Annotated in this window: 16 protein-coding genes; 9 read left to right on the top strand and 7 right to left on the bottom strand. The window is 56.6% G+C overall.

Annotation, left to right across the window (positions count from 1 at the left end; translation table 11 throughout):
• Positions 1 to 72 precede the first annotated feature (72 nt).
• The 4 genes from VLX68_12605 to VLX68_12590 all read right to left on the bottom strand — a co-directional run bounded on the left by VLX68_12605 (position 73) and on the right by VLX68_12590 (position 5,475).
• Positions 73 to 1,137: an efflux RND transporter periplasmic adaptor subunit gene (locus tag VLX68_12605; protein HUI93080.1), complete on the bottom strand. Its 1,065-nt coding sequence runs from the start codon at positions 1,135 to 1,137 to the stop codon at positions 73 to 75.
• A gap of 58 nt (positions 1,138 to 1,195) precedes the next feature.
• Positions 1,196 to 2,644, bottom strand: a complete 1,449-nt coding sequence (locus tag VLX68_12600) for a TolC family protein (GenBank protein ID HUI93079.1) — start codon at positions 2,642 to 2,644, stop codon at positions 1,196 to 1,198.
• 2 nt (positions 2,645 to 2,646) lie between these two features.
• Positions 2,647 to 3,300: a TetR/AcrR family transcriptional regulator gene (locus tag VLX68_12595; protein ID HUI93078.1), complete on the bottom strand. Its 654-nt coding sequence runs from the start codon at positions 3,298 to 3,300 to the stop codon at positions 2,647 to 2,649.
• A 600-nt stretch (positions 3,301 to 3,900) separates the two neighbouring features.
• Positions 3,901 to 5,475 (bottom strand): OmpA family protein, encoded by a 1,575-nt coding sequence (locus tag VLX68_12590; protein ID HUI93077.1) that lies wholly within the window; start codon positions 5,473 to 5,475, stop codon positions 3,901 to 3,903.
• A 64-nt stretch (positions 5,476 to 5,539) separates the two neighbouring features.
• On the opposite strand from VLX68_12590, the gene VLX68_12585 reads away from it, so the two are divergent.
• From VLX68_12585 to VLX68_12555, 7 genes are all read left to right on the top strand, one after another.
• Positions 5,540 to 5,674 carry a hypothetical protein gene (locus tag VLX68_12585; protein HUI93076.1) on the top strand — a complete coding sequence of 45 codons (135 nt, stop codon included), beginning with the start codon at positions 5,540 to 5,542 and terminating at the stop codon, positions 5,672 to 5,674.
• A gap of 162 nt (positions 5,675 to 5,836) precedes the next feature.
• On the top strand, positions 5,837 to 8,482 hold the full coding sequence (locus VLX68_12580) for a LysM peptidoglycan-binding domain-containing protein (protein HUI93075.1): 2,646 nt from the start codon (positions 5,837 to 5,839) through the stop codon (positions 8,480 to 8,482).
• A gap of 85 nt (positions 8,483 to 8,567) precedes the next feature.
• Positions 8,568 to 9,041, top strand: a complete 474-nt coding sequence (locus VLX68_12575) for a hypothetical protein (GenBank protein ID HUI93074.1) — start codon at positions 8,568 to 8,570, stop codon at positions 9,039 to 9,041.
• On the top strand, positions 9,038 to 10,471 hold the full coding sequence (locus VLX68_12570) for a radical SAM protein (GenBank protein HUI93073.1): 1,434 nt from the start codon (positions 9,038 to 9,040) through the stop codon (positions 10,469 to 10,471). Before VLX68_12575 ends, VLX68_12570 begins: the two co-directional genes overlap by 4 nt.
• On the top strand, positions 10,468 to 11,586 hold the full coding sequence (locus tag VLX68_12565) for a serine/threonine-protein kinase (GenBank protein HUI93072.1): 1,119 nt from the start codon (positions 10,468 to 10,470) through the stop codon (positions 11,584 to 11,586). The genes VLX68_12570 and VLX68_12565 overlap by 4 nt, the downstream gene beginning before the upstream one ends.
• A gap of 64 nt (positions 11,587 to 11,650) precedes the next feature.
• Entirely contained in the window at positions 11,651 to 12,688 is a 1,038-nt protein-coding gene (locus VLX68_12560) for a glycoside hydrolase family 16 protein (GenBank protein ID HUI93071.1), read from the top strand.
• A 226-nt stretch (positions 12,689 to 12,914) separates the two neighbouring features.
• A complete protein-coding gene (locus tag VLX68_12555) occupies positions 12,915 to 14,207 on the top strand; it encodes a right-handed parallel beta-helix repeat-containing protein (GenBank protein HUI93070.1) in 1,293 nt (430 codons plus the stop codon).
• 131 nt (positions 14,208 to 14,338) lie between these two features.
• Here the strand turns inward: VLX68_12555 and VLX68_12550 are convergent, their stop codons facing one another.
• Positions 14,339 to 14,692, bottom strand: coding sequence for a hypothetical protein (locus VLX68_12550; GenBank protein ID HUI93069.1), 354 nt, complete (start codon positions 14,690 to 14,692; stop codon positions 14,339 to 14,341).
• Between the two features lie 160 nt (positions 14,693 to 14,852).
• Between VLX68_12550 and VLX68_12545 the strand changes: the two genes are divergently transcribed.
• Entirely contained in the window at positions 14,853 to 15,869 is a 1,017-nt protein-coding gene (locus VLX68_12545) for a hypothetical protein (GenBank protein HUI93068.1), read from the top strand.
• Between the two features lie 53 nt (positions 15,870 to 15,922).
• Here the strand turns inward: VLX68_12545 and VLX68_12540 are convergent, their stop codons facing one another.
• A complete protein-coding gene (locus VLX68_12540) occupies positions 15,923 to 17,641 on the bottom strand; it encodes a FlgD immunoglobulin-like domain containing protein (protein HUI93067.1) in 1,719 nt (572 codons plus the stop codon).
• A 244-nt stretch (positions 17,642 to 17,885) separates the two neighbouring features.
• On the opposite strand from VLX68_12540, the gene VLX68_12535 reads away from it, so the two are divergent.
• The gene (locus tag VLX68_12535; GenBank protein ID HUI93066.1) at positions 17,886 to 20,297 is read left to right on the top strand and encodes a PEGA domain-containing protein; all 2,412 of its coding nucleotides are present in this window, start codon (positions 17,886 to 17,888) and stop codon (positions 20,295 to 20,297) included.
• A 318-nt stretch (positions 20,298 to 20,615) separates the two neighbouring features.
• Here the strand turns inward: VLX68_12535 and VLX68_12530 are convergent.
• Positions 20,616 to 21,659: beta-1,3-glucanase family protein (locus VLX68_12530; protein ID HUI93065.1), on the bottom strand; the 1,044-nt coding region annotated here is incomplete at its 5' end.

Raw genomic sequence — 21,659 nt, 5'->3', positions numbered from 1 at the left:
ATGACACGCATCAAAGTATCGGTTTTTCAATCATAATTTTCTCTGTGTTCTCTGTGTCTCCGTGGTGAATTTTTACTTCCTCACCACATTCACCGCCGCGCTGTCGGGCAGCGCCTTGTTGCCGGTCACCACCACAACGTCGCCGTCGCTGATTCCCGACGTTATTTCGGCGAGGTCGTCGTTGATCATGCCGGTCTCGACTTTTTTCGCGACAGCGATGTTGTCTTTCATCACGAACACCCTGTCTTCAACAACGGCCTCGCGCGGCACCGTGAGGCAGTTTTCCTTTTTCCCCATGAGGATGTGCGCCTCGGCGAAATAGCCGGGCAAGATTTTGCGTTCGGGGTTCGGCACGATGATGCGCACCCCGAAGGTGCGGCTCATCGAATTGGCAACGGGGTTCACCCACTCGACCTTTCCGTACACCGGAATGCTGTCCGTCGTTTTATCGAATGTCAACAGCACCTGCATGCCTTTTTTGACGTACTGAATGGTCTGGTCGTCAACGTCCAGGTCGATCTTGAGGGGATCGAGCTGGCTGATGCGCAGAAGGCCCTTGGACGTGCCCGGGGTCATGGGTGTGGAAAACAGCTCGCCCTCCTCCACCGCCTTGGCGGTGACGATGCCGGAGAACGGCGCCTTGAGCACGGTGTTCTCCTCCTGGTTTTCCAGCTGGCGCTTCATGCTCGCGTACGCGGCCTCGGCCTGCTCGAACTGCGACTTGGAGACCGCGTTCGATTCGTACAGCGCCTTGGTCCGTTCGTAGTTAGACTTGACAGACTGGAACTGCGCGTCGGTTGAAACGAACTGCGCGTCGTCCATCTTGGCCACGATCTGCCCCTGTTTCACGTAGTCGCCGATCTTGACCGGCAGATACCGCACGCGCGTCGCCGCGCCCATTGACAAAGGAGCAAGATCGGTTTCGCGGTAGGCCGCGAGCGTGCCGAGGAGCTTGCGTTCCTGGTTCAGGGTCTGCCTGACCGCGGTGCCGACGGTAACGTCCAATTTTATTTTCCCCGCAGCGGCCTGGGTCGCCCCTTTCTTCTTGCCGAGGTCCTCCATGGTTCCGCAGCCGGCAAGGCAGGAAAGGGAAATAGCGCCGCACAGGCAGGCGATGGCAACAATTCTCTTTTTCATCGGGTCCCCTATTCGTTTTAGTATGGTACAAACCGTTGTTTCGTTGTGAGCGGCACCGCTATTCCGTTTGCTGGGCCGAGCCGCTGCCGAGCGGTGCAATCTTAAATTCTTCTTCCGCAAGAATAAGGTTGATGCGGGCCTGGGCATACGCGACGATCTTCCCGGTGAGCTGGTTCCTCGCGTTGAGCAGCTCCGTGTTCGTGATGGATTGCGCGTCGTATTTGAGCTTGGCCACCTTCAGCGCCTTCTGCGCCGTTTCGAGGTCCTCCTTCGCAATGGTACAGGCCTTTTTGCTTTCATCCACCTTGCGGCCGAGCTCGAAATATTTAAGCCGTATCTGGTCCCGCATGTTGTCGGCCTGCAACTGCGCCGCCTGGAGCTGGCACTGCACCTTCTGCGCGTCGCGCCAAGCCTTGCCCCAGTCAACCAAGGTCCACGAAAGCTGCGCGCCGATCGAGGAGCTTTTTTGAAAGTCCCCTTCAACGGTGGAATACTGGTTGTTTGCGCCGTAACTGCCGAAGGCCGTGAGCATGGGAAAATAAGCCCCCAGCTGAAGGTTTTTGAGTGACTTCAACGCCTTCAGCTGGCAGTTCATTGCGAGAAGGTCCTCGCGTCCCGCGACCCATTGGTCAACGGAACCGGGCTCGACGGCGGGAACCGGACCCGCGTCTGCTGCGGTCAGCATGGTGGTATCGGGATCGATCTCGGATCCCTGCGGAAGGCCGACAAACAGGAGCAACTGGTCGGCCAGCGTCCGTATGGTGTTGTCCATTTTCTCTTCAGTCAATTTGAAGTTGTCAACCTGGATCTTCGTGTTGAGCATGTCGAGCTCGATGATGAGGCCGTTGTCGAACATTTTCTGCTGGTCCTTGAAGAGCGTCTCAAACCACTGCCTTGTCTCCTGCACCGCCTCGAGCCCCTTGATCGCGCCCACATATCCCCAGAAAAGCCTGTCGGCGCTCAAACCGATTTCCGTGATCAAGCGGCCGTGTGAATATTTCTGCGCCTCATAGCCGTATTTGGCGGCGAGGTACCCGTTGAGGATCCTTCCGCCCATGAAAATCGGCTGTTCAACGTTAAGCGACCCGGTGTAGATGTTGTTCGGGGTCTCAATTTTCAGATTCGCGAAAGACTGCATGAGCAGATTGATCAGTTGTAAATCACCCCTGTTGATGGAATCGGTCACGCCGGGAATTTTCGGAATTGAAGAAAAGTCAAGACCGCTGGTGGCGCCGCCGCCCAGTTCCATTTGCGGCTTGTCATAAATGTGCATGGCGCTCACACTGCCGCTTAAGGTTGGCAGAAACGCGGTGGCGGCGGACTTGACGGCATTCTCCTGCGCCCTCACGTTGTACTGCGATGCCTTGACGAACATGCTTTGCGTCTTGGCCAGCTCAACGCATTTTTCCGGCGACAGCTTCACCACGTCGTTTGCAAATGCCCCGCCTGCCGCAAAAAACATCGCCACGGCCGTCAGTAAACACGTGCATGCCATTTTTCTGATCATAATCACTCCCCGCCTGTCTTCGTTTTATTGCTTGAAATTCCATGCATGATGAAATTGACCAGCCGTTTTACCTCCGAATCCACGCTGAGGGGCTTTCTGGTCATCCACGACCGCATGTGCACGCCCTGGACAAGGGAAAGAATGAACCATGAAAGCCCGCCTGTTTCCGAAGCGCCGGCAATTTCACCCTTTTCGCTCGCCCGTTTGATTACTTTTTCCAGTAAGTCAAGCTCGCGTCCGATGATTTTATGAAAATGTTCCCTGAGCTCCTGGTGTTTTGACATTTCATCCCGGACCGCGCGCAGGGCCTGGAAATTGGACATGGTGCTGAAATATGAATGTGTTTGCGCAAAATTCTCAAAAACGATGCGCATGATGGATTCGAGGATAACATTAAAGGGAGCATCGGTCGAGGCCGCTGCCTCGACTTTTACGGCCATGGCCTCGATCTCGCGAATCGCGAGTGATATATAAATTGCCTCCTTGTCCGGGTAATAGCTGTACAGCGAGGGCTTGGAAAAACCGGCCGCAGCGGCAATGTCTTCAAGTCGGGCGTTAAGGTATCCTTTTTCGGAGAAGATTTTATGGGCGGCATCCAGAATAAGCGCGCATTTGGCGTCTTTGATTGCCAGTTCACGGGCTTCTTTGGGATCCATAAAACAATCCTTTTTTAACGTAGAGTATTATTTTCCGACCGGCGGTTAAATATAACGACTTTTAATAAAATTGTCAACTATTAAATTTTTCTTGAAAAGATGTATAAATGTAACTTGCTGATAGAAGATTGGTTGTGCATTTGCTGGAATTTGGTTATTATTATTTTTAAAAAGAATCGGAATAAATTTGTGGACAGGATTTTATGCTTCTGTCGTCAGGTTCTCAAATGAAAAGCAGGAATGCGGGAGGACGATGGTGGGTTGATAAGAAATTATTGTTGATGCAGAGAAAATAAAACCCGGTTTTTTGAGGCTAAAGGGCTTTAAACCTAAGAAACTTCCCCGGCGTGGGAGGTTTGGAGGGCGGACAACAATAAGCATGTTGTCATTTTATTCCCAAAGGGCAAGGTAGTGGTGCTTCGCACCTCCATTATGTCATTTGCCTTTTCCTTGCCGGGCCTAAGGGCCGGCGAGGCCCTTCCATATCTTGATTTTATATTTTTTCTTGATTCTTTTTTTCTTGAAAACCCTTTAATAAAAAAACCGCGATCATCATTTAGACGACCGCGGTTTCATTTTCACCTTAATCACTCAACCCTGTTAATTATATTCCTTCAGCACCTCCGGATTCAACACCTTGATCTCCACGCGCCGGTTGATCTTCCTTCCCGCCGCGCTCCGGTTGTCGGCCTTGGGCTGGGACGGTCCGTAGCCCATTGCCGAAAGCCGTTCGGACATCGACGGCGCAACCATCAGCAGGTAATTGCGCACCGCCTCGGCGCGCAGCTGGCTGAGCTGCTGGTTCTTGGCCGCGTTGCCCATGTTGTCGGTATGGCCTCCAACCTCGAGCTGCAGCTTGGGATACCGTTCCAGCATTTTGCCGATGATCTTGAGATACGGCTTTGAATTCATGGAAATCTCGGTCCTGCCGGATTCGAAATAGACTGCGTCGAGGATCAGCATGCCGGTAGAAAGCAGCTTTTTCTCCATGTCGGACCGCCGGTCCTTCTCGATCGCGAGCAGACGGTTGTATTCGGCCTTTGCCGCCTCAAGCGCCATGGAATCGGACTGAATTCTGCGCACCAAAGCGTCGCTGGCGCCCTTGAGCGAGTCGCCGACCCGTATGCACTCAAGTGAATCGGCCCGCTGTTTTTTTCTTATGTTGTCACGCATCATGGTGATGCGCTGGACGTCGGCAAGGCACTGCGCGTGCTCCATGGAATCGTTCTTCGCTTTTTCCGCGACGGCGCGGCGTTGTCCTTCAAGGCAGTCGATCGATAACATCATGTTGCCGAAAAGGCGGAACGGCTCCAGGGACTGCGGGGCAGGATCGTTCTTGCGTTTCTGCGCGGCAGAAATGTCGCAGCCGATGGTAAAAGCGAGAAGGGCGGGTGTCCGGATGAGGACAGACGGCGTGATCCATACAGGATCCGTGGTAAAAGAACGTTTCTTGAGATAGGTGCGCGAATTGGCCTCGACCGCCAGCGACAAATACGGAATTAAATGTCCCACCACCCCGCCGGAGAGCAGCAACAGCGGGTCGGTGGAAGGATCGGTTGACTTGTCCGCGCCCTCGTTGAGGTGCAGCTCGAATCCGCGGCTTTCATTGCCGAGGATGAGCGATTCCATGACCTTGCCCAGCATGTCCCAGTGGACGCGCGTCTCAAGGTAGTTGTATCCGTCAGCGTAATTCGTGTTGATCTGGTTTTTAGAAACGCCGCCGAGCGCCATGGCCTGCGCTCCCAGAAAGATGGGAACGCCCTGCGGCAGCGGCAGCGACGCCTGCATGCCGCCCACCATGGTGCCCAATCCCGACTTGGTGGAAGAGACGGTATATTTTGACAGGTCGAAGAAATTCGCGCCGCCGAAAACGTCAAAGTAGTTGCTGACGCCGAAAGCCAGGGCGCCGATGCCCGTGACGATGTTCGCGTTGGCATTGGGAGCGCCGGGGAAAAAATCCTTCTGCTGGTACCATGAGCCCTGCAGGGTGATGTTGAGGCGTCCCGCGCCGAGCGCACGCGCCGACGCGGTCTGCGAAAGCCCCCGCGTGCCCAGCGACGTGGTCGCGGGCATGGGCGTCCATGTGTCGGCTACGGCCCGGTCCGGCCACACCGCGGCGACCAGCATTGCGCCCGTTGCCATGATAACCATGGTTTTGTGCGTGAAAAATGTCATACGTCCTCCCTTTACTAAAAGAAGTAAACCCTTTCCTTAATAATAAAGATGGTTGGCGCTGTTTATGGAGGCAAGAAAAAAGACAGGAGATTTAAAAGGCGGATTATTGGTGCTTGACGATATGGATCATGAAACCATGCCGGTCCCGAAAGCCTTTTCATTTGATTTACCAGCGAGAAGCGCGCGCTTGGCACGTTGAACTCAAGCACGGTGATGGAATGCAGTGCGAGTTTGCGAGCATACCCGGCGAATCGCAAACGAATAAATCTCATCAAAATCTCACATTTCTTTAAAAAACTTTTCCCGAATAAATTAATTTTATTACCAGGGAATCCGTAATTGCTTCGGATAGGAGTATCGTTTGCCGGATTTTTCTTTTCTCAAATCGAAGAATACTTTCTTCCTTTTTCTTCTCTTCACCGTCGCATCGCTGCTACTCGACTCCGGCTGCGCCTCCACCCACGCCAAAGTTCCTCCTTCACAAAGACAACAAGCCGTTAAGGCGGCCGCGGTCAGAGCCGCTGCCGCCGCTCAGGAAGCGACCGACACCGCCGCGTATGCGGACTCCGCCGAATCCGGCGATTCTCTCTCGGCAGACGAAATCGACAGCATCTACGACGACCCGGCCGACCTCATCGAGGTGGCGAAATCCTACATCGCCGACAGCAACTACGCGTCCGCAGATTCCACCCTCAAGGAGGCGGTGCGGGCGGTTGAAAACATGGACCAGGCGACCGAAGGCGCCCATCGCCTGCCGCCGGCCCGGTATCTCGAGCAGATCGCCGCCGTTTACAAAGAGCAAATGCCCGCCTCCTACCCCATGCCCGAAGACATCACCATGGCCGTGTTCCAGAACCAGATGATGCTTTCGATGGATTCCATGAACGTGCTTCCGTCCGACAGCGTGGCCATGGCCGCCATTGCGTGCCAGAAAAACCTTTCCTACGACGTCCCCATGGTCTGGAACCAACGGGTGCAGCGCGCCCTTTATTTTTACCTTAAAAACCGGAGCATCACGGTCGACCGCTGGTTTTTTCGCGCTTCGTATTACCTGCCGGTCATGAAAACCATGTTCGCGGACAGCGGCCTGCCGCAGGACCTGGCCTACCTGCCGCTCATTGAGAGCGGCTTCAACCCGCTCGCCTACTCGTATGCGAACGCACTGGGCATCTGGCAGTTCATCGCGTCAACGGGAAAACTGTACGGCCTGCGGAGGGACTTCTGGATCGACGAGCGACGCGACCCGATCCGTTCCACCGAGGCGGCCATCGGCTACCTCAAGAAACTCTACAGCGAATTCGGAAACTGGCACCTCGCGCTTGCCGCCTACAACTGCGGCGAAAACGGCGTCACGCGCTGCATCGCCCGCCACGGGACCAACGACTACTGGGCGCTCAAGCGGCTCCCGCGCCAGACCAAGAACTACGTGCCCTGCTATCTTGCGGCGTTGACAATTGCAAAAAACCCGAAATGCTTCGGCGTCTTCATGCCCACCACGGGCACGCTCCCGCTCGACACCGTGCGCCTGGACGGCTGCGTCAGCATGGCCGACATTGCGGCGGGACTCGGCGTGGACTGCGATTCGCTTAAGAAAATGAACCCGCACATCATGCGCTGGTGCACGCCCCCGGACGTCGCCAACGCCATTCTGTACCTGCCCTCGGGAAAGAAAAAATCCTGGAGCACCTTTTATGCGAAACTGCCGCCCGAGAAACGGGTGCGGTGGCTGCGCTATGAGATCAAGCGCAACGACACCATCCAGAATGTTGCCGGACAGCACAACGTGACTGCCGACGCGCTCGCCGCAATCAACCGGCTCACCCTTGCCTCAAAGCTCGTTCCCGGCCACCACCTTTTCATTCCGGCGTCCGACACGACGCTCGGCGTGGATGTGGCCTATTCCCTGCCGCCCGAATCCGAGATCAAGGCGCTTGACCTTCCGGACTACGAGTTTTCGGGCGTGGTGGTGCGGCACCGCATCCGTCCCGGCGACAACCTCGGCAAGATCGCGCGTCATTATCATGTGCGGATCACCCAGCTCTGCCGCTGGAACCGCATCACGGCCCGCACACTTCTCAGGCCGGGCCGCGTTCTTGTGGTGAGCAGGCCGATTCCTGTGGAACTCGCGTCATCCTCTGCGCCCGCTGCAGCAGGCAAAACCGCGCCGGTTGCGGCGTCCGCTGCGGGGCCGGTCGCGGCGGCAGCGTCCGCGCAAGCAGGCCAACCAGTGGCCCAAGTGCAATTGGCCGTGCAATCTGCTGAGGCGCCTGCGGCGGCCAGCCAGGCCGTTCCCGACAGGGTGCATGTGGTAAAAATCGGCGAAACGCCCTTCTCGATTTCGCGTCAATACAACATCACGCTCCTTCAACTAACGTCGCTCAACCACCTCAACATGGCGCATCCGAGGATAAAAATCGGCCAGATGCTGGTGATTTCCATGAAAACTCCGGCGCAGGTCGCGGCCGTTGTTGCGCCTTCCCCTGCCCCGGCAACGCAGGACACGGTCTCTCAGAAAAATGCCATGGCGAAAAATATCAAAGTACTGGACATGGACTCTGTTGACAGCGGTTCCTCATCAAAAACCGTGATGCAAAAGCCGACGACGGCGCCGGCCGCAGCGGATCAGCGCCGGCATGTTGTTGCAAAAGGGGAAAACCTTTTCAGGATTTCGCAGAAATATTCCCTGACTGTTGCGGCGCTCATGGCGGCAAACGCCATCGGCGCAGACTCGCTGGTCCGCGCAGGCGACACCCTGCTCATCCCGGCAGGCAATGAAACACCCTCGCAGGCCGCAAAGCCCGCTGCACAGTCGGAAACGCCCTCCGCACAGCAGGCGAAAGCGGCGGCTCAGCCTGATGTCATCTACTACAAGGTCAAGGAAGGCGACACGCTGCTGCGCATCGCCGCCGCGTTCGGCGTACCGGTCAACAATCTCTGCAGGGAAAACAACATGGACGAGGATAGTGCGGTTGCGCCCGGAAAACTCATCAGGGTGGTGGCGAAGTAACCGGCGGGCGGCATAAGGCATCAAATATATTTACGTTATCGCTTTTTCTTTGGTTGAATTTGCTTTTTTCGGCCGGAAACCGCCCATGAACAAACTCACCAGCTACAGCCGTTTTGCGATCTTTCTCGGGATCATCGGCGCGCTGCTCGGCATCGATTCGCTGCTCCGCCTTTCCTTCTTTTACAAGTTGTGGCCGGTTGTCATCACCATTCTCGGCGTAGGGTTTATCGGCATTTTCAGGACGCGCAACCGCAAAGAGGCGCTGTACCTTACGGTTGGCATCTATCTGATCTGCTTTAGCGGCCTTGCGCTTTATTGCGACTTCACCTCATGGGCAACGCTTAAAAAGTTCTGGCCCGTTTTCATCATGTTCATGGGAATCGCTGTGACCACCGCTTACCTTCTCTGCAAAAGAAAAAAAACCTGGCTCCTTTCGGGACTGCTGCTCATCTCGGTATCGGTCGTGTTCTTTTTCGTGTTTTCGATTAGCGCGGATTTGTGGTGGACCATTTTCATCCTTGCAGGCGCCAGTGTGTGGGTCGCAGAGAGAGACAGATGAACGCGCTGCGGAAAAAATCTGTGGTGTTCATCGAGCCGTCCGGCGCCGTGGCCAATGTGTTTGAAGATTTCATGAAACTGCCGCTCACCGGCACGCTCTACCTGGGCACCATCCTGCACAATGCCGGCTACGACGTGCGCATCTACAACGAAAGCGTGCTGCCTGAGCGGATCGATCCTTTCACGATCCATGCCGACGTCTTCTGCATTTCATCATTGACGACGTCCGCCACACGCGCCAAGGCCCTGGCAAACCAGATCCGCCGCATCTATCCCGAAAGCCGCATCATCGTCGGCGGCATCCATGCCTCGCTTGTGCCTGAAGATTTCCAGGACACGGCGGACTGCATCGTGCAGGGCGAGGCGGAAAAAAACATCATCGACATCGTGGAGGGGAAGTACGCGGAAAAGATCGTGCAGGGCGAGGCGATCGACGACGTCGAGCAGTTGCCTCTTATCAACTACAGTCTGATCCAGGGCGTCGATTCCATGGACATCATCCCCATCATGACCTCGCGCGGGTGCCCGTTCGACTGCAACTTCTGCTGTGTCACCAAGGTCTTCGGCAAACACTTCCGCTTTCAGTCGCCGCAGCGCATCATCGATGAGGTAAAGCACGCGCTCACCTTTTTCAAGACCAACAGCGTATTCTTCTACGACGACAACTTCACGGCCAACCAGCGCCGCATCGATGAGTTGTGCGACCTCATCCTTGCGCAGGACATCGACATCACGTGGACCGCCCAGGTGCGGCAGGACATCGCGCGCAACCCCGCGCTTCTCAGGAAAATGGAAAAAGCCGGCTGCCGCATCGTTTTCATCGGGTTCGAGTCCATCAATGACCTCGCGCTTAAGGCCATGCATAAATCCCAGACGCGCGCCGACATCGAAAACGCCATCAACGTGCTCCACGACTGCGGGATCAACATCCACGGAATGTTCATTTTCGGCGACGACAACGACACGGTCGAGATCCTGCGTCAAACGGTCGATTTCGCCATCGACCGCCACATCGACACCGTGCAGTTCACCATCCTCACGCCGTTTCCCGGAACGCCGGTTTACAACGCCATGGTTTCGCAAAAGCGCTTGTTCCACCGGCGGTGGGAGAACTACAACGGCATGTACATCGTGTATCAGCCCAAGACCATGACCGCGGTGCAGCTCCAGAAGGAAATGATTAACGCATACCACAAGTTTTATTCCCTGCGGCGGCTCTTGCTCGAGGGCCTCAAGCTCGTGCTCAACGTGGTGATCGACGCGCTTGTGTGGGACTTTCGCCGCGTGTTCCGCTTCAGCTTCGAAACGCTCATCGTCAAGGGCGGGTTCAGATTTTTGGTGAGCAGGCTCGCCAGCACCTACGACAGCTACTTCGCCTTCCTCGAGAACATCGACATGCCGCCGCTCGATGCAAAACGGGGGAACCCGTGAACAACGTCTCTCCCCTCATCAAGCTCGCGCTCGAGAAAAAGCTCGTCACCGAGGCCCAGTTGGAACAGTGCCAGGAGATGATGAAAAAGGGAAAAAAAATCGGGTTCGAGACCACGCTGGAGGAGATCCTTGTCAAACAGGGAATCCTGCTCGAGGAGCAGATCGACGAGCTCGAGCACATCAGCCAGCTCGGCACCGGCGACGGGAAGTATTTCGGCCCTTACCGCCTGGGCAGGTTGATCGGCGAAGGCGGCATGGGCAAGGTGTACGAAGCGACCCACGAGTTCATGGGCCGAACGGTCGCCATCAAGGTGGTGAACCAGGAACTCACGGCCGACAAGACCAAGGCGATGCGGTTCTTCCAGGAGATACGCGCGCTCATCAAGCTCGACCACCCCAACATCGTGACGGTGTTCGACGCGGGCAGGGTGCACCGCAGCTACTACTACGCGATGGAGCTGCTGCCCGGGCCGTCGCTCAAGGACTACGTTGACAAAAAGAAATTCCTCCCTGAAAAGGAGGCGCTCTCCATCATCCGCCAGATCGCGCGCGCGCTCGGCCACGCGCACGCCAACAGCGTGGTGCACCGCGACGTGAAACCGGAGAACATCATGTTCGACGTGCACCGCGTGCCCAAGCTCACCGATTTCGGCATCGCCATGCACCACGACGCGCAGCACCTCACGCTCACGCAAGAGGGTGTGATGGTGGGATCGGTGCATTACACGGCGCCCGAGCAGGTGGACGGCAACCGCGACATCGACGCCAGGGCCGACATCTATTCGCTGGGCGCCACGCTCTACTACGCGCTCACCGGCACCACGGTATACACCGGGGCAACGGCCCAGGAAATTCTCACCAAACACATCACCGGCGGGTTCACGTCCCCGCGCGATATCAACAACCAGGTTTCGCGCCGCACCGCCGCGATGGTCAAGAAGATGCTCGCGAAAAACCGCAACCGGCGTTACCAGTCGATGAACGACGTCGTGGCCGCCATCGAACGGCCGATGATCCCGTTCAACCTGCGCTACGCGGCGATCGCGGCCGGCGCAGCCGCGTTTTTCTTCCTGCTGGGCGTCATCATCCAGAAATTCTTATGGCTGTGGCCGTGAGAACAGTCATTGAAGCGAGGAGACAACCACTTGACAAACTGACATGAACCGACGGGAGGATCCCTTGAACCGCTTCCGCATCCGTTCCTGTTTTTACGCGCTTGTCATTGCAGCCTTTTCACCTTCCCTTTTCGCAGCACCGCCCAAAACAGCATCATGGACGCTCACCTTCGACGACGAATTCAACGGCACCGCGCTTGACACATCGAAATGGTCCCCGCACGACCACTTTTGCGGCGTGCGCAACAATGAGCTGCAGGCGTACATGCCCGAAAACATCTCGGTGGCGAACGGCCTGGACCGCGAAACGTGCGAGAAGCGTGCGGTGAACTACGGGTATTGCGGCCAGCCGTCGATCGCCAAGGACTACGCGTCGGGCATGATGATCACCATGGACAAGTTCGACCAGCAGTTCGGCTACTTCGAATGCCGGTGCAAAATCCCCAAAGGTAAGGGCTACTGGCCCGCGTTCTGGCTCCTTCCCTACAACAAATGGCCCCCCGAGATTGACATACTCGAAATTCTCGGCGACGAGCCGGACAAGGTGTACATGACCAACCATTACCTGGTGAACGGCGTGCACCAGTCGACCGGCGGATCGTGGACCGGCCCGGATTTTTCCGCCGGCTTCCACACCTTCGGCGTGGAATGGGACTCTTCGAAGATCGTGTGGTACGTCGACAGCGTCGAGCGGTTCCGCTCCACGGACGGCATTCCGGCCGAGCCCTTTTTCATGCTTGTCAACCTCGCGCTCGGCGGCGACTGGCCGGGCTCGCCGGATTCGACGACCGTGTTCCCGGGATATTTTGACATTGATTGGGTGAGGGTGTATAAAAAGTCGGGGGCGCAGAGTGTGGTGACACATTCATTGCCGTCACAGACGAAAAATAAACTCGCGATTACACTTGCCGGACGGACATGTGTATTACATAATCATAGTGGACCGGGGAACATAAGAATAATTTCGGCGAATGGAAAAGTCATCGACGATATTTTTATTCCTGGAAATAAAAGCGTAACTTATGCCCCCAAAAGCAGGGGCATTTTTTTACTTCTGGGAAACGGGATGCTTTCGGGGATAAAAGGTAAAATTGTTTTTTAACCAAATTTATTTTACCTTTCAACTGACCTCCGCGGGTGCGCCCAACGGAAGAATGAAGCTTGCAGATGCCGGTACCCGGCCGCACCCAGGAGGGGGTAGCGGAGGACCGGCCTCGCAAGTTACCGGATACGATTTTGTTTTAAACAATCTGGAGCGCGGTCGGGCCGTAGCGAGGGGGAAACTTCCCCCACCAGACAGATTTCTATTTTTTATCAAGGGAGGCATTATGAACCGGTATTTGCTCGTCTCGCTCCTGACGCTTGTTTGTGTATTCTCATCAGTTGACGCCCGCACCCTCCTCGTCGGCCCCGCCCGCTCCTACAAAACGCCGTGCGACGCGTCAGGCGCTTTACAGGACGGCGACACGGTCATGATCGACACCGGAACCTACCTTGACCAGGCGTGCATCTGGGCCGCGAGCAACACGGTGATCCGCGGCGTTTCTGAATTCGCGCACCTCAAGCCCCCGGCGGTGATCCCGAACGGAAAGGCCGTCCTTGTCATAAGCGGAAACAATACGACGGTTGAGAACATCGAGTTCTCGAACGCGACCGTCCCTGACCAGAACGGCGCCGGCATACGCCAGGAGGGCAGTAATGTGACCATCCGCCATTGCTATTTCCACGACAACGAAGACGGCATCCTCGGCGGCAGCGGCAACGTGGTCATCGAATACTCCGAATTCTATCACAACGGCTTTGGCGACGGGTACAGCCACAACATGTACATCTCGGCCTGCGACACCTTTACGCTGCGCTTCAGTTTCACGCACGCATCGAACGAAGGACACACCATAAAGAGCAGGGCGTTCCGCAATTACATCCTTTACAACCGGATAGCCTCCGAAGACGACTCGACGAGCTACGAAATAAATCTCCCAAACGCCGGAACATCGTTTATCATAGGCAACGTGATCGAGCAGGGGCCGAAATCAAACAACTCGGCGATACTGGACTACGGCTCGGAAGGCCTTTCCGGACACGACACGGCCCTTTACGTTGTCGACAACACCTTCGTCAACGACAAGCATTCAGGCACATTCATCTCTATTTCCAATACGCAGAACAAGCCGAAAGTCTGCAACAATCTTTTTGTCGGCGGCGGCACGGTGTGCAACCGGCAGATGGATTCAGCCGCGAACATCGTCACCAACGCGCCGGCCTTCGTCGACAGCGCGCATTACAATTACCACCTCACCGCCTTGTCGCCGGGGATCGACAAGGGCGCCGACCCGGGATCGGTGGCCGGATTCTCCCTTACGCCGGTGTCTCAATATGTTTACAACTGCTCAGGCGAGCCGCGAACCGTAATTGGCAGCGCGATCGACGTGGGCGCGTTTGAGTACGGGAGCTCGGGCACGCTGAACAGGGTCCCGGTGTATTCGGCGCAGAGGAACGGGAAATTTTACAGGATCGGGACTGATCCGAAGTTTGATGTGTTGGGGAGGAGTTTACCGGAAGTAAAGATTGCGGGACAAGGGGCGGCGGAGAAGATCGGGGTGGTTGAGGTAAAAAAATAAAGTTTTTAAAATATAGATGGAAATTCGGTGATTCTTGTCACTCCCGTGAAAGCGAGAGTCCAGTAAGGATGGATTCCCGCTTTCGCGGGAATGACAAATCAAGCGAATGCTGTTATCAGACAATGCCAGATTCACCATTCCCGCCATTTCTCCGTCACATCCTCATATTCCTTATTAAATCCCAGCATCGCGCCGGCCTTGCACATGTATTCGCTGATCTCCCCGCGCTGGTCGGACTGTATGAGTTCCCCTCCCACCTTGCTGTTGAGGTCGTTCAACCGCTGCACCGTTTCCTTGACGCATTCCGTGGCGGTGGCATTGTTGCGCGCCCGGGACAGCATGACAAGGTGCTCTTCCAGGATGTTCTTGCACTCTTCAACGTCGTCCCTCGTGTACGTGGCATCTTCAAAGGACAGGTACCCTATCATACCGTCGATCGCGTCGTCTCTCAGGTTTATTAGTTCCTGGTTGTCAACAATGTTCATATGCTTCCTCCTGCCGCCAGAATATATGCAACGCCGTTATCCGAATATCTTTCCAATATGTGATGTCCTCCAAAATGACTTGCGCCAATGTCCTCAAAGGTTTGACGAATGAACTACTAAAATTATATACTTTGGGTAGTAATATTTCAGAGAAAATTGTATGAGCTCCATTAAATTCTCATCCCTTATCTTTCTGACCTTCCTTGCCCTATCCGCACCTGCCGCTCCCCTTTCCGATTCCCTTCCCATCGAGGGGAACTATTCACAGGGCGGCCGTTCGGTGAGCAATTTTCAGCTTGAGCGTTTCCTGCTCAAGCACGACACGAGCATGGACTACACCGACCGGTCGCTGGGGTACCGGTGGAGCGGCCACTCGGTGGGCGCACTGCTGTGGTGCATCGACGCCGGCGTGACCGGCTACGAAGTCTACCAGATTTACAACGCAATCCAGAAGCAGGGCATTGCCGTTGACTCCACTGGAATCAAGATGCCGTTTTCCAACAATCTTTACAAATACGCCATCCCCATCACCATCGGCGCCGAGGTCGCGTCGTTTGTGCAGGCGCGGCTGTACGACCGCGCCGACTTCCTGCTGTACAAGGGCGCTCTCGCCTACAACGCCTCCCTGGCGAAAAGGCGCTCGCAGGAGCTGGACATGCATATTGACAAACTTGACTTCGGCGGCTACAAGCAGGCGGGACTGTATCTCACCGAGCCGGTGCTCGAGGGCGCGCTCATGGAACAGCCCGCGTCGCGCAGCCGCTCGGTCCTGTCGTGGATTTTCAAGGAGCTCGGATTCCAGGTGGGCTCGTGGGCGGGAGACTTTCTCTGTCTCGCCCTCGTCTCCTATCTGCAGGAAACCATGGGAGACACGATGTTCGCAATTGACAAAAAGGCGCAACGGCTCAACCTTACCATCGGCCTCAGCCTCACCGCAGTCAGCATCGCGAGCGCGATCACCTCGTCGATCATCAGGAACAAGGGCATCGAAAAGTACAACGAGGCGCTCCCCAAACGCACCCCGCCGGCGGCTCCGCCGCCGGAACCGCAGAACATCATGGAGGGGAAACCCGCGCCTGCCGCAACTCCGGCGCCGCCTGACACATCGGCGGGAATCAAGGAGAAACCCCAGTCTCCACCGATGGATACGGTTGAATGGAAAAATCAGGCGAAATGATGTTCTAATCTGTCAACAAACACATTATTGTTGATAAAAGCGCTCTCCGTCCTTCACTTTACAAATATAATTCGCTTCCCGAGCGTTATTTTGTCAAGCTGTCCCACAATTTCATAGCAACCGCTCCCGACAAGATTTCCCCGATTGTCCCTGCGGTCCCATTGCACTGCATGCGTCCCTGAGGTCTCTTTTCCGTCAACCAAGAGTCTTATCCGATTTCCCATAAGGTCATAAACCGCAACCGTCACCCTCGCCACATTGGATAAGGCATAATTGATTTTCACGGCCCTGCCGCGCAAATCGGAAGCAATCGTCAGGCCTTGGGTTATTTTACATGCAGAAATGTCCTGACTTCTCACTGCCGCCGAATTCCGGTACGCCTTCCACATGTCGTTGGTGATCGCGTCCCAGCTCGCGCCCTCGCGCTCCCAGTCGGCCGAGAAGTCCCAGCCCCGTTCGGCCTTGATCGAATCGATCTCGGCGCTGTCGGCGTAGGCGGCGGTCATCCACCGGTCGCAGTAGCCGAAAAACTCCGGATGGTCCCACAGCGCCATCGCGCCCATGAGCCGGGCGGATAGCGCCTCGGCGATCCACGCGTGACTGGTGCAGCAGCGGCGGTACGATTCGCCGAGCGGCGTGGTATAGCCGGACTCGCAGCAGTACCACTGCGACGGCGGCGTGTTCTCGTATGGGCCCCATCCCGGCTGCGAGCTCACGGGCACGCCGTCCCAAAGGCCCTGGTGGCCGGTGTACACGTAATTGGAATCGCGGGTGGCCCAGCACCAGTCCCAGCTGGTCTGCATGTCTTCTCCGATCCGTAAATTTGGATAGGAAACGGTGGGCCTGGCCATCGCCGCGTCGCCCAGCATGATGCCGGCGAAAATCATGGGCCACTTGCGGCCCGAGCCGTGGCCGCCGTGCGCCTGCCAGCCGCGCGACGCGTCGCACCCGCGCACGATGCCCCACAGATCGATTCCGTATTGTAAAAGCCCCTTCATGATCGAATCCTTTTGCGCTTTTGTAAAGTCGCAGATGAGGAACAGCGTGGCGATGCCCACGGCGCGGCCGGTCTCGGCCGAATAATGGGTCATGTAATCGAGCGGCGCGTCGAACCCGAAAAAGCACACGTCGAGCCACGGGCTGTTCATGAAATGCGATGACCATTCGTGAAGGCTCGCATTTGTCATGCTGCCCACGTGCGGGAGGTTGGGCAGCAGGTTCCAGCGGATGCTGTCGGCGTAATACAGCTTCTGCGTGGTGTCGCAATACGACGGCCGGAACGCGTCGGTCGCGACGGGCGCCGCCATGCACGTGAGCACCGCGGCGGTCTTGCACCAGCTCTCGGTGCCGGGGTTGGGCGCAAGCCAGGCAAGCACCGTGATGCGCGCGGCGCTGTCCATGCTGATGGTGGAAACCAGGGCGTCGCCCGGCTTGAGACCGATGGGCGGGTATACCCGGTATTGCGGCCGGTAATTGGGGCCGTGAAAATCGAACGCCGTACCCTGATCGCCCGGCGGAATGTTGAGCACTGTACCGTTGATCGCGGGCGTCACGGTGGGCGCCGGCGTTATCGCGGTGACCGTGCAGGCGCCCGCCACGTAGAAGTCGCCATTGACAAATGCGCCGACGCGCACGTTGTGGCCGAACGTCCAGGTGATGCCGTGCACGGTGATACTGCTCTGCAAAGGAAGGTCGGCGAGCTGCGGCGTTGTGGCGTTGAGGCAGAAAATCGCCGTGACAAGGGCCAGGACTGCGATACGGACCGTACGCATGGTTCACCTCCGGGAATGGATAAGATGGACGATCAGGCGGGTTTATGCTCTACCCATAATATATCATTGACCAACCAATTTTTGCCTATTTTTTTCAGCGATCGCGGACCGGGTGATCGAATGAAATGTTTTTGCGAACTATGGCATCAATGCATGTTTTTACCAAATTTTATTTATTTGCATTTGCAGTTATGATAGTATTAAATTGAATGTCTTTTTAATCTCCAAAGCATCAGGAATGTTCATGCATAAGCGGGTAATCGGCTTAACTTTTATCTCAACACTCCTTGCCTTTGCCCTTCCGGCGGCCGCCCAAGGAAACAAACTTTCGGAGAGCTCGCTCAAGATCGCGGAAATCAACCGCACTATTGATGAACAACGGACAAAATTAAAGGCGCTCACCGCCCAGGCGGAAAAAACCCTCAGGGACAGCGCAGCGGCCGCGGCAAAGGCCGACAAGCGCATAGATTCCCTCAACCGCGTCATCCAGGATTTGCACAGCCAGGCAGAGCGCGAAAAAAAATCCCTTGCCGAGTTGAACGAAGACCGTTCGGGCATCGACAGCGCAAAGGCCAGACGCGATGCGGACCGAAGCACGGCGGCAAAGGAATCCCGCTCGGCGATCACCATGTTCGACGCGCTCATTTCGTCCGCCAAGGATTCACTCGCCGCGGCAAAAAGCGGGCTTGAGCTCGCCCGCAACGACAGCATCGACCTGGTAAAGCGCATCGCAAAAGACGCGGCGCGGCAGAACGACAGCCTTGCCGCAATGGAAAAATCAACCGCCCTGTTGCGGAAAAAAGCGGACAGACTTTCTGAGGCGGCGAAAAAGCTGGTCGCCGACAGCGCATCGGGCCGCAAAGCGGCCGATGATTCGCTCGCCGCGGCCCAGAAGCGCATCCAGGACCTTCGCCGCTTCATCGCGGGCAGGGACTCCGCGGTCAAGGCAGCGACCGAGGAGATGAATTCCTCGAAAAAAGACAGCATCGCGGCGCAGCTCGAGAACCAGAAAGATTCCAGGAAACGCGAAAAGGACATCGCCTCCATCGACTCGCTGCTTTCCGCTTCGCAGGCACGCAAAACCATGCTCCTGCGCATGCGGGAGAAATTCCAGCTCGACAGTTCCGTGGCCGTGCTTTCAGAAAAGCTGAGAGATTTTCTCAACAAGCCGAGCGAACTGCGCGCCGCCGCGACCGGGCCCGAGGCGGAACAGGCGCAGCTGCTCGAGGTTTACAAAGGCAAGCTCGACAACATCATGCGCGACGAGGAATTCAGCGCCGCGGTGGCAAGAGCGCCGGGCGCAACCTGGAAGGAACAAAACAACTGGGCAAGCGGCCAGCTTGCGGCGCTGCAGCCGGTGATGGATTCAGCCTCGGCCGCGCGGGAAAAAATCACCCGCGACGGCATACTCGCCGGCAAGGAGTTTGCGCAGATCGTAAAAAACTTCGCGGCGCAGAACAAGACGCTCAATGACGGCATCGCGCGGGCATGGAAGGAGCTGATCAACGCAAAGCCGCGCCTTTCAAAATTGGAACAGGACTCGGCATCCGCGGTGAAATACTGCGAAACAACGTCGCAGACTTTTTCGGCAAAACATGCCGCCCTTTCCGACCAATCTTCCGCCGCGGGCGCGGCGGCCGACAGCATCGCGCGCCAGCGCGCCGGCCTTGCGGCGCTCATCGCCGGAAAGGAGCCCGGCCGCCAGAAGCAGGTTGCGGCCGCCGCCGAGGCGATCCTGCAGGCGGCGCAGGCGGTGCGGCGCTGCGAGACCGCGCTTGACAACGTGACGGCGCGTCAGCAGAAGGTGCGCGACGACAGCGCGCGGGTCGACAGGGAAAAAAGCGTGTTTGTGTCGCAGGCGCAGCAGGTCATGGAGGCCAAAAACGAGGAAATAAAACTTAAAAACAACGCGATTGACGCGATTGCGTCAAAAATGACAAAGGCCCGAAGCGACAGCGCCGCGGCGGAATCTGACAAACAGGAACAGATGAATGTTTTCGGCAAATTGCTGGCGGAGCAGCACGGCCTGATCAAGCGGGGAGAAAAGGCGGTCGCCGATCTTGAGGCGGAACGCGCTATTGCCGCCGCGCCCCCTCCTGCCCCACCGCCCGCGCCGGTTGCCGCCCCGCAAGAACCAAAGCCGTCCGCTGCGCAGGAATCCGCCGAGCGGCAGCTGACGCTTCTCTATGAACTGATTGACCAAGGCAAAACTGAGACCGCCGTCCGCATCTTCAATGCCAACCGCAAACTGCTTGAAAAAAACCTGTTCCCCGATGCCTTCGAGGCGATCAAGACGACCATAGAGAGCCTTCCGCCGCCTCTGCCATCGGCCCCTGTCGCCGCAAAACCCGCCGAGCCTGCTGTTCCTGTCCCGCAGCCTGCATCACCTGCGCCTGTGGTACCTGCTCCCCCGCCGCCTGCCGAGCCCGACGTGGAAAGAAAACCGGCCACCGTGTTCATTTCCTCGGTGCCGCCGGTGGCCTCGGTCTACATGGACGGCCAGCTCGTGGGAAAAACGAATGTGGGGTATGTCAAGGTAACGTCGGGCAAGCACACCATGCAGTTCATCAAGGGCGACAAAACCTGCACGCAGGAAATGACGTTTGAAGAAGGGCAGAACCCGGCGGCGGTGGTGAAACTGCCATGCGGACAATAATTAAATTCTAATGAATTTTCGGGGGAGATACTTCTCGCCCCGGCCTCGACCTCCTGCCCCTTGCGAGAGCCGCGGGGTTCCCGGCACCCCCTCTCCTGGGTGCGGCCAGGTACCGACATCTTCAAGCTCCACACTTTGCTGGCGCGGCGCACCCGCGAGCGACGGTTGATTGGCATAATCCTTTAAAGGTTGCTGATTTCTCCTCTCCTGGCAATTCGATAGTATGGAATTTCCGAAAATGTTTTTTGCGGTGGGATCCCAAACAAAAAGCCCCGCAAAATTCGCGGGGCTGATTTCTAACATTTTAAACTGCTCGCGCTAGTACCCTACCGCAAGAATAAGCCACGACACATCGCCGTGCTCGATATACGAAGACCAGTTCGCATAGTCATCGTATGGAAATCCGTAACATTTTCTGTCATAGGCACGCCTATGCAGGAAATATGAATACATATTGCATGGGGTGGCTTTGTAATGATATGCGTCATCCGCCTGTTGTGCATCGGTCAGCCCTATCACATGCCTATTGGAAGCGGCGGACGGCTGCGGGCCAAGATTGGCATTATACGGATTTGGCCCATAACTTCCCCAGTAATTGACGTATGTCCCACCGGCGCCGAATCCACCGGAGTTATCGTCGCCGCCGGGATTGGGAATACGGTACGGTGCCTTGACCGTTGCAAGATGTGTCCATTCGGAGGGCACCTCATTCTTGAATTCGTCGAAAATCGACTGGCGCGTCTGGTAAAACACATGGGGCACTTCGCCGCGGCAGGTATCAAAACCGGTTGTGCAATGCAGCCGGTATGCTATGGGAGTTCCAAAAGCATCTACACGCGTGGTATTGCCATGAAACCAGAGACTGCCGTTAAGCATGCCGTTGGTGTGCTCTTCGAAATCCCAAACCTGGTTCTGAGGCCTATAATTTCCTGCCGCAGGCTTGTATCCGACCATTATATAAAGCCTGCCTGATGCGCTCGTGGTGAAATCAACCGTATTTTGATCACTCAAACGGAACGGAACACCGCCGTCGCCAATAGCAAGGTAAATCATGCTGTCCGGATACAAGCCATTGGTCCTGTTGATGACCGTGTACCAAAAGTGCCCGGCTTCCTTCTTGACATGCGCAGTGTCCCAAAATGCGTCGGTATCGCCGTTGAAGGAATGGTTTTTTGTCAAAACAAAATCGAATTGCCCGCTTAACGTCTGGATCGGGGTATTGCCGAGCGTGTAGCCGGGTTCCGTCGCATGCAGCGTGTCCACCACGGCCGCGAGTTTTTCCAGTTTGGTCTGGAATTCGGGCGCCTTTTGAGCGACCGTCCCCCCCGAGCTGCGCGAAAGCGGCTGCAGGAGTATAACAGA

The sequence above is a fragment of the Chitinivibrionales bacterium genome (assembly GCA_035516255.1).
Lineage (GTDB): Bacteria > Fibrobacterota > Chitinivibrionia > Chitinivibrionales > FEN-1185 > FEN-1185.
This window is presented reverse-complemented; position numbering and strand designations above follow the sequence as displayed.